We start from the raw sequence: 9,382 nt of genomic DNA, 5'->3' as shown, positions 1-9,382 counted from the left end.
CCGATCACCGGTCCGAGGATGACCACCGGCGCGTAGCCCCAGTTGGAATCGCCTTTTCCCTTGATGGGAAGAACGGCGTGGGCCAGACGGGGTCCCAGGTCACGGGCCGGGTTGATGGCATAGCCTGTAAGTCCGCCTAAGGACATACCGATGGATACGATGATCCCGAATACCAGGAACTTGTCAAGTCCGGCTGCCAGTCCGGGAACCTGTGCGATCCCCTTGATGGCAAATACCAGAACGAAGGTCCCGATGGCTTCGCTTAAGATGTTGCGGCCCATATTGGGGACCGACGGGCTTGTGGAGAATACGCCGAGCTTCGTGGCCGCAGATTCTGTGGCGTCGAACTGGTCCTTAAACAGGGCGTATACCAGGCAGGCGCCCACGAAGGCACCGGCAAACTGTGCGATGATGTAGCCGGGTACCAGCCCCCAGGAGAGACTGCCGTCCACAGCAAGGGCAATGGTCAATGCCGGATTAAAGTGCGCTCCGGAGGCCGCTCCGAAGATAAAGGCCGGGATCATGACCGCAAGGCCCCAGGCAAAGGTGATCTGGATGGAACCGGCCCCCTTCATTCCGGATTTATTCAAGGTCACATTGGCGACAACGCCGTCGCCCAAAAGGATCAGGAGCATGGTCCCGATAAATTCTGCAATATATGCCATCATATTCTTCCGCCTCCATTCATTTATTTGGCCCAGCCAAAGGAATACTTCACTGCCTTATCCCAGCCGTCCACCATTTCCTTCCGCTTTTTGTCACAGATCGCAGGCTCAAAGGTACGGTCGATGGCCCAGTTCTTGATCACGTCCTCCTTGCTCTTCCAGTAGCCCACTGCCAGGCCCGCCAGGTATGCGGCACCCATGGCCGTGGTCTCAATGCACTGGGGACGCTGTACCGGCGCGTTGATGATATCTGACTGGGTCTGCATCAGATAATTGTTGGCGCTGGCTCCGCCGTCCACCTTAAGGGCTGCCAGGCGGATCCCGGAATCGGCCTCCATGGCCTTTAATACATCGTTGGTCTGGTAGCACAGGGAATCCAGTGTGGCACGGATGATATGGTATTTATTGACGCCGCGGGTAATGCCCACGATGGTGCCTCTGGCGTACTGGTCCCAGTGGGGAGCACCCAGGCCTGTGAAGGCAGGAACCACATAGCAGCCGTTGGTATCCTTTACCTTATTGGCCATATACTCAGAATCCGGTGAGGAATCGATGAGACGCATCTCATCGCGGAGCCACTGGATGGCTGCGCCCGCCACGAAGATGGAGCCCTCAAGGGCGTAATTCACCTTTCCATCCAGTCCCCAGGCAATGGTCGTTACCAGTCCGTTCTTAGAAAATACCGGCTTTTCTCCGGTGTTCATCAGCATGAAGCAGCCGGTGCCGTATGTATTCTTCGCTTCGCCGGGATTAAAACAGGTCTGGCCGAACAGAGCCGCCTGCTGGTCTCCTGCCGCGCCGCCGATGGGGATCGGGCCGCCGAAATACTGGGGATCGGATTCCCCGTAAATGCAGCTGGACGGCTTTGCCTCCGGAAGCATACATTTCGGGATGTTTAATTCCTGTAAGATCTCGTCATCCCACTGTAAGGTGTTGATATTGAACAGCATGGTACGGGACGCGTTGGAATAGTCGGTCACATGGACTCTTCCCTTAGTCAGCTTCCAGATCAGCCATGTTTCCACGGTTCCGAATAACAGCTCGCCTTTTTCTGCCCGTTCTCTGACGCCCTCCACATTGTCCAGGATCCATTTTAATTTGGTTCCAGAGAAATATGCGTCGATCACCAGTCCCGTTTTGGCACGGAAGGTGTCCACCAGACCCTTTTCCTTTAAGGTATCGCAGTATTCTGAGGTCCTGCGGCACTGCCATACGATGGCGTGGTAGACCGGCTCTCCCGTATTTTTATCCCATACGATGGTGGTCTCGCGCTGATTGGTGATACCGATGGCCACGATGTCCTCTGAGGATGCACCGATCTTGGACATTGCCTCCACGGCCACGCCCAGCTGGGTGGACCAGATCTCATTTGCATCGTGCTCGACCCATCCCGGCTTCGGGAAATACTGGGTAAATTCCTTCTGGGCCACACTGCAGATCTCGCCCTTTTCATTGAAAAGGATACACCGGTTGCTGGTGGTCCCCGCGTCAAATGCCATTACATACTTTGCCATAAAAATTCCTCCTTATATACCCTGGATACATACTCCCCGTATCTATCCGTTATCAATACCCTTTCCTGTATCCGCCTCCGGCGGACTCTTTCACCCCTATACGGACCAGACAGACTGGTTTGTGCTGGACACTGAGATCGCCCCGGCCGACAGAGCAGCCATCACGTCCTCCTTTTCCGAGATCAGCCCTCCGGCGATCACCGGAACCTTTACGAGCCTTGCCACCCGGCGGATCACCTTGGGCATCAGCCCCGGAAGGATCTCGATGCTGTCGGGCCTTGCAAGTCCCATCTGCTTTTCAATATTTTCAAAGGCCATGGAATCCAAGACGAACACCCGGAGGGTCGTATAGAGATCCAGCTCCCTGGCCCGCTTGATAAGGGCAGGCTTTGTGGAAATGATCCCGTCGGCCCTGGTATTCTTTTTAATAAAGTCCACGGCCACTTCCTTTCCGCTGAGACCGCTTACAAGATCCATATGGACCATGGCGACCTTTCCGTGGGCCTTTAACTCCTCCACGATCCGGCAGATGCTGCAGACGTCTCCAAACAGGATAAATACGATCTTTATCTCTTCCCGTTCACAGCATTTCTTTACGCCGTCCATATCCTTTACGGCGGCGATCACTGGATTCGCATCCAGATAATCATAAAATTTCATTTCCATCGGACTCCCCCCGCTGTCTGCCGCTTCCGGCAGGTGATAAAAAAAGAGCATAGCAACCAACCCGGTTTTCTTACCGTTTGCACTATGCTCTCATCTCTCAGCACCTTTTTAACTTAAATTCATCATATCATATCGCACAAAAAATATCAATATGTTTTTCGCATTTTGCGCATATTTTACAATCCGTTCTTTTTTATGGACGTTTATAGGCGTTTTCATTCATTTCCGTCCATTTTCTCTTTCCGTTTTTATGCATTCTGCCCCAAATTCTTACGCGGATGTCCTGTGTTTCCTGCTCCGTCCCGACAGCCAGATAAAATAGGCCGCGCAGAGCAGGATCTGAACCGCCGAAGAGCAGGGCGTTGCCAGACCGATCTTAAAAAGCGTCACTCCGGCCATGCGGCTCATGAACCAGGACACAGGGATCCTCACACAGAAGGCTCCCACGATCCCCTGGACCATAACGAAAAAGGTCTTACCGCATCCATTGAAATATCCCACAAAGCAGAACAGGAACGACGTAAGGATACAGTCGATGGCGTATGCCTTTAGATAATCGGCAGCCGCAGCCACCACCTGCGGGTCCCTGGCAAAGATCCCCGCCATGGCATCTCCGTGGAAAAACGAAAAATAAAAGAGGGTCACCCCGGCCATAAGGGAGGTTCCGATCCCGTAAAGCAGGGCACGTTTCGCCCGCTCCGGCTTCCCCGCCCCCATATTCTGGGCCACAAAGGCTGACATAGACTGCATGTAGGCCGACGCCACCAGCATGATGAAGGCGCAGAGCTTTTCTGCCACACCAACGCCGGCCGAGGCGATAACGCCCATGGAATTGACAATGGCCAGGATCACCAGAAAGGAAATGCTGACCAGCAGATCCTGGAGGGCAATGGGCGTTCCCAGAGCCAGGATCCTTCCCACCAGCCGTCTCTCAAACCGCAGGTTCTTTTTTCCAATGGTAAAGGGCAGGGTCCTCCTCCGGATCACTGCCAGGGACAAAAGGACGCTGGCCGCCTGGGCTGCCACCGTGGCCAGGGCCGCTCCGGCTGCCCCCATGTGAAAGCCGGCCACCAGGAGAAGGTCTCCTCCGATGTTAAAGACGCAGGCGGCGGCCACGGTAAATAAAGGCATCCTGGAATCCCCTATGCCGCGGAAAATGCTGCCCAGGACATTGTAGGCGATGATGAACACGGCCCCGGCGGAGCAGATCCGGATATAATCCACGGTCTGGGAAAAGGCCTCATCCGGCGCATGCATAAGCCCTGCCAGAAAGCCTGCTCCCAGGATCATTAAGACCGTAAGGACTGCCGCCAGGACTCCAAAGAGGCAGATCCCGCTCCCGATCACATCCCCAGCCTGCTCCGGCCTCTTTTCCCCGATCTTCTGGCCCACCAGGATCGTGATCCCCATGGCCAGTCCCGTGATCAGTGACGTTACCGTCTGCATGATCTGGCTGCCGGTGGAGACCGCCGACACGTCTGTGGGCGCTCCGAACTGCCCCACCACCATCAGATCCACCGCGCCGTACATGGCCTGTAGAAACAGAGCTGCCAGCACCGGCAAGGCAAACCTCAAAAGCCTGGAAAGGATCCTCCCCTCTGTAAAATCTGCTGTTTTTTCCATTGTATCTTCCTCCTTGATCTTCTGCATCCCACCAGAGACCCCCAAACAAGAACCTTCCTATAACATAAAAAGCCGGATAAAATACCAGGCGGTCCCCTGGCATCTTATCCAGCTTTGTAAATGCGTTTACAAGCCCTCCGATGAACTGTTTCCAGTATAGCATCACGGTTTTTCTTTGTCAATCCGGCCAGACGTCCCGGCATTTCCCAGCCGTACCGTTTCCAGGTATTCTCTCAGCTCGCCGTCCGCATGGGACAGCAGATAATTTTTCCCGTTCCTCTGCTGGGATTTTAACCGCCCCTGCTCATCTGCGATCTGGCTTTCCACATAGTCCACCTCTTCCTTCAGATCCCTGGCTGAAAGGAGAAGACAGCCCTGGCCCCGGATGATCAGCTGCTCCAGACCGTCTGAGGTGGCCACTGTGACCCGGTACCGGGGGCCGATCTTATGGGCCAGCTTTTCAATATACTGGTCTGCCGTTTCTGCTTCCTTTGTGTATACCACATGGATATTGTGATATTTTATGGCCTCTCCGGTGTTTCCTTCCACCTTATATGCGTCAAAGACCACGATCAGCGTACATTTTTTATAGCCCTGGTAATTGCACAGAATGTCCATGAGCCGGTATCTGGCGCCGTCGATGTTCACCTTTGCCAGCTCGCTTAACTCCTCCCAGGCGAAAATAATGTTGTAGCCGTCCACCAGAAGATATTCCTCCTCTGTGCCGGAGCTGGTATCTGCCGCTTCTGCTCCCCGGCCGGTTTTTCCGTCCGCCCGGGCTGTTCCCGATGACCTGGGCCGTCCCACATCCGTCTTCCTGCCTGGTCCGTCTGTCCTCTGCCCACCGCCAGTCCTGTGGCCCGGGCCGCCTGTACTCCGGGCTTCGGCCGTTCTCTGACCCAGGGCATTTCCCGGCGGATAGCTGCGCTTCGGTTCCCCGTAGGTACGCTTAAAAATCTCCTCCAGCTCCCTGTCCTCATAATACGACGCCGACAGCCTTCCGGCTCCTCCGCCAGTGCCTGCTGCGCTGCTCCGGCCTCCGCCTGCCCCGGCACCTGACCGTCCCTCCGGGACTCCGGCTCCGGAGCTTTCGTCCTCCCGTTCTTTCCGGTCCGGAAGATCCACACCGGCGGCCCTCCGTTTATCCAGAGGCGTCTGCACATGCATATGCTTTTTCACCTGATCCCAGGGCACCACCACTCCGGCTCCGTGGGAACAGAATACAGATCCTGCCGGATCTGCCAGATCCCCGTCAAAATCATAGCCCATGGCCTCCACCACCTCGTCCTGGTTATGGCAGGGCTCATATCCCTTGAGGCTTAAGGACAGCCGTCCCCTTCCCCTGGTATAATTGGTCACCTCCCGCTGATAATCCCGCATACAGGCAGCCGGAGCGCTCCCGGTCAGCACCGCCATGCCGTTTCCTGTTTCCGGCGCCTGGAATTTCCCATACATCCGGTCAATGTCTGCCATGGCCCGGCCCACCGACTCCTCCGGCACCTCGAGAATAAATTCATAATACGGCTCCAGCAAGCGGCATCCCGCCTCCTTAAGCCCCTGCCGCACAGCCCGGTAGGTGGCCTGACGGAAATCGCCGCCCTCTGTGTGTTTAATATGGGCCCGGCCCGCCGTCAGAGTGATCCTCATATCCGTGATTTCTGAGCCAGTCAAAGTCCCCCGGTATTTTTTTTCTTCCAGGTGGGTCAGCACCAGTCGCTGCCAGTTCCGGTCCAGAAGATCCTCGCTGCAGTCACACCCCAGCACCAGGCCGCTTCCCGGCTCCAGAGGCTCCATCAGCAGATGGACCTCCGCATAATGGCGCAGCGGCTCAAAATGCCCCACTCCCTCCACTGGCCGCTGGATGGTTTCCTTATATACGATATTTCCAGTCCCGAAATCCACCTCCACGCCGAACCGTTCCAGGATCTGGCTTTTCAGGATCTCCATCTGCACCTGCCCCATGACCTGGGCCCGGATCTCTCCCAGAGTCTCATCCCAGACAATATGGAGCAGGGGATCCTCCTCCTCCAGAAGCCGGAGGTTTTTCAGCATTACATGGGCATCTGCCCCATCGGGAAGGATCACCTGGTAGGTAAGTACCGGCTCCAGAAGCGGGCTCTTCCCCGATCTCTCCACACCGAAGCCCTGTCCCGGGCGGGTATCTGATGGACCTGTGACCACGCAGATACAGCCCGCCTCCGCCTCACTGGCCAACTCGAACTTTTCCCCTGAATAGATCCGGATCTGGTTGACCTTTTCCGTCTGCTCCTGATCCAGAAAGCTCTTTACCTTCAGGCTTCCTCCGGTGATCTTTAAATGGGTCAGCCGGTTTCCCTGGCTGTCCCGGGATATCTTAAAGACCCGCGCGCCGAATTCCCGGGAATACCCGGTCCCGGCGGTGAAGGTCTCAAATCCCTTTAAAAACTCCTCCACGCCCGTAAGCTTCAGGGCCGACCCGAAATAACACGGAAACAGCCGCCGCTCCTTCACAGCCCGGCGAACCGGGTCCACAGACAGGATCCCCCGCTCCAGATACTCCTCCAGAAGCTCCTCCCCGGCCATGGAGATCTCCTCAAAAATCTCCTCTCCGTTCTCTCTGTCTCCGCTGTATGAAAGAATCCCGTCCGTTCCAGCCATCACTCCCGTAAAATCTGTTACCGCGCTGTCCAGACGGCGCTTTAATCCGGAAAGCAGCGCCTCCCGGTCCGTTCCCGGCTGGTCCATTTTATTGACGAACAGGAACACCGGGATCCTGTACCGCTTCAGAAGACGCCAAAGGGTCTCCGTATGGCCCTGGACGCCGTCCGCCCCGTTGATCACCAGGACCGCATAGTCCAGCACCTGCAGCGTCCGTTCCATCTCTGCCGAGAAATCCACATGGCCCGGCGTATCCAGGAGAGTCACCGCCGTATTTCCCAGTGTAAGCTCTGCCTGTTTGGAAAAGATCGTGATCCCCCTGGCCCGTTCCAGCTGATATGTATCCAGAAAAGCGTCCTTATTATCCACTCTCCCCAGCTTCCGTATGGTCCCGGTGGTATATAGGATGGCCTCGGAAAGGGTGGTCTTTCCCGCATCCACATGGGCCAACAGACCCGTACAAATATGTTTTTTCATTCCTTCAGGCTTCTGTCCGCCCATGAAAAGCGCCTCCATTCATGATTGCATAATGCTAAATTATACCATAAAAGGAGGCGTTGGTCGAGATGCTGTTGCTCTCGGTTCATATAAACTTTATCGCATAGGAATTTTAGGATAAAGCTCATTGTGATGTGCCGTGGCAGCCGCAGCCTTTTCCTGCCTGCAATTTTGCCTGAATGTCCACCAGCAGATTGACCTTCGGCGGCTCTGCCTGTGTAACAGTTTTCTTTCGTGGGATATGCACTTTCTTCCCGGAGAGAACTGCCTGCAAATCCTCCAATCCATATCCTTCGCCCAGGCTGTCCAGGCGGGCGGCTTTCTCCCAGCCTGGGAGCTTCAGGCGATACGATTTTCCGCGCTTTGATACCTCACAGCCAGACTCTTTCAGCAGTTCCTCAAAGTCAACAGGACTTTGTGATCATGCGTTGTCAATCGCCACACGAAGCAGCTCCCGGCAAGAAGGCTTTGCCTGATCGCCCGACTTTCTGTGCAGCCAAACCAATAAACTGCTGTTTCATTTTCCTGCCACAATTCGGACAGATTTTGTTGTTAGCACCCATATCATTCTTCCAGCTTATAAAAATCGTCCAAATTTAATTCATGCTTCAATTCTTCTTCTGTCGGCAGATAAGTAAAATATTTTGATGCAAATATCTGGTGATTATCTTCCGGCAGCGTGTACTTTACAATAGAGTCGCCCTTGTCTGCACAAAGGACAATACCGATAGGCTGTGAATCTCCCTCATTCATCATTTCACGGGTATAATAGTTCACATACATCTGCATTTGTCCCAGATCCTGATGGGTCAGTTTTCCCATCTTCAAATCAATCAGAACAAAGCATTTCAAAATGTAATTGTAAAATACTAAGTCGATGAAAAAATCCTGTCCATCCAGTGTAAACCGCTTTTGCCGTGCTACAAAAGAAAATCCTCGTCCCAGTTCCAGAAGAAAATGCTGGAGGTGGTCAATCAATGCCTGTTCCAGCTCACCTTCATATACATGGGTATCTGGCTGAATCTGCAAAAATTCCATCACATAAGGATCTTTGATTATTTTTTCATATTCAGGTTTCGGTTCTGTTGTTTGAATTTCTTTTGAAACAGCTGCTTTGTCTTGGCTTGCTAAAATTCTCTGATAGTACATCGTGTTGATCTGCCGTTCTAACTGTCGGACGCTCCACGCAGACTTTACACATTCCTCCATATAAAAGGTTCGTGCCTGTTCATCTGATACACGCATCAAAAGGCGGTAATGTGACCAACTCAATTCAAGACACAGTGTGTCTCGAATTGGGAATGTACAGTAGAACTGCCTCATCTTACGAAGATTTGATTTGTCAAAACCTTTTCCAAACTCAACAGTCAATTGAGCTGAAAGATAGTCCAACAAATTTTTTCCGTATGCTGCTCTGTCATTTTCTCCACACGCTTTATAAATCTGTTCCCCAATTTCCCAGTAGGTTATTACCATTGCGTAGTTCACCGCAGCACTTAACTTATGCTGTGCTGATACAATAGACTGGCGAATAGAATGATAGGTCTGTTCTGCATTTTGATTTATTTGCAAATTGTTATCCATTTTGTACCCTCCTCACTGTGGGTGCTATTAAAATATTGTACCACAAAAGGAGCTTCTTGTTCATCCTTTCATATCATTATTTTTCATGATATATTTTTTCCTTGAAAACTGGATGAAAGGGAGCAGAAATCCCAAATATAGAAAAATCCTGCGTTCCAGCAGTGGATCGGAGGATGGCCTGCGTGTTTCCGATAT

At 53.4% G+C, this 9,382-nt stretch carries 6 protein-coding genes and 1 pseudogene; all 7 read right to left on the bottom strand.

What is annotated here, in order from left to right; translation table 11 throughout:
* Positions 1-668 (bottom strand): MIP/aquaporin family protein (locus WIH05_RS12025; RefSeq protein WP_337425439.1); only part of this gene is annotated, 668 nt, incomplete at its 3' end.
* A gap of 20 nt (positions 669-688) precedes the next feature.
* Positions 689-2,179 (bottom strand): glycerol kinase GlpK, encoded by a 1,491-nt coding sequence (glpK, locus tag WIH05_RS12020; RefSeq protein WP_022272418.1) that lies wholly within the window; start codon positions 2,177-2,179, stop codon positions 689-691.
* Positions 2,180-2,275: 96 nt separating this feature from the next.
* On the bottom strand, positions 2,276-2,845 hold the full coding sequence (locus WIH05_RS12015; RefSeq protein WP_215654164.1) for a glycerol-3-phosphate responsive antiterminator: 570 nt from the start codon (positions 2,843-2,845) through the stop codon (positions 2,276-2,278).
* A 270-nt stretch (positions 2,846-3,115) separates the two neighbouring features.
* Positions 3,116-4,468 (bottom strand): MATE family efflux transporter, encoded by a 1,353-nt coding sequence (locus WIH05_RS12010; RefSeq protein WP_022272420.1) that lies wholly within the window; start codon positions 4,466-4,468, stop codon positions 3,116-3,118.
* 162 nt (positions 4,469-4,630) lie between these two features.
* Positions 4,631-7,582, bottom strand: coding sequence for a translation factor GTPase family protein (locus WIH05_RS12005; protein WP_337425436.1), 2,952 nt, complete (start codon positions 7,580-7,582; stop codon positions 4,631-4,633).
* Between the two features lie 172 nt (positions 7,583-7,754).
* Positions 7,755-8,084 (bottom strand): annotated as a pseudogene (locus WIH05_RS12000) (relaxase); the annotation flags it as partial.
* Between the two features lie 83 nt (positions 8,085-8,167).
* Entirely contained in the window at positions 8,168-9,187 is a 1,020-nt protein-coding gene (locus tag WIH05_RS11995; protein WP_022272157.1) for a PDDEXK nuclease domain-containing protein, read from the bottom strand.
* Positions 9,188-9,382 lie beyond the last annotated feature (195 nt).

The organism is Alitiscatomonas sp., assembly GCF_037242085.1.
In the GTDB taxonomy this organism is placed as follows: Bacteria; Bacillota; Clostridia; order Lachnospirales; family Lachnospiraceae; genus Alitiscatomonas; species Alitiscatomonas aceti.
Note: the sequence above shows the minus strand (reverse complement) of the source record. Positions and strands in the feature narration are given on the sequence as shown.

Bases quoted from the DNA above. Each gene is read 5' to 3' on its own strand.
- glpK (WP_022272418.1), bottom strand. From the start codon at position 2,179: ATGGCAAAGTATGTAATGGCATTTGACGCGGGGACCACCAGCAACCGG.
- WIH05_RS12015 (WP_215654164.1), bottom strand. From the start codon at position 2,845: ATGGAAATGAAATTTTATGATTATCTGGATGCGAATCCAGTGATCGCC.
- WIH05_RS12010 (WP_022272420.1), bottom strand. From the start codon at position 4,468: ATGGAAAAAACAGCAGATTTTACAGAGGGGAGGATCCTTTCCAGGCTT.
- WIH05_RS12005 (WP_337425436.1), bottom strand. From the start codon at position 7,582: ATGAAAAAACATATTTGTACGGGTCTGTTGGCCCATGTGGATGCGGGA.
- WIH05_RS11995 (WP_022272157.1), bottom strand. From the start codon at position 9,187: ATGGATAACAATTTGCAAATAAATCAAAATGCAGAACAGACCTATCAT.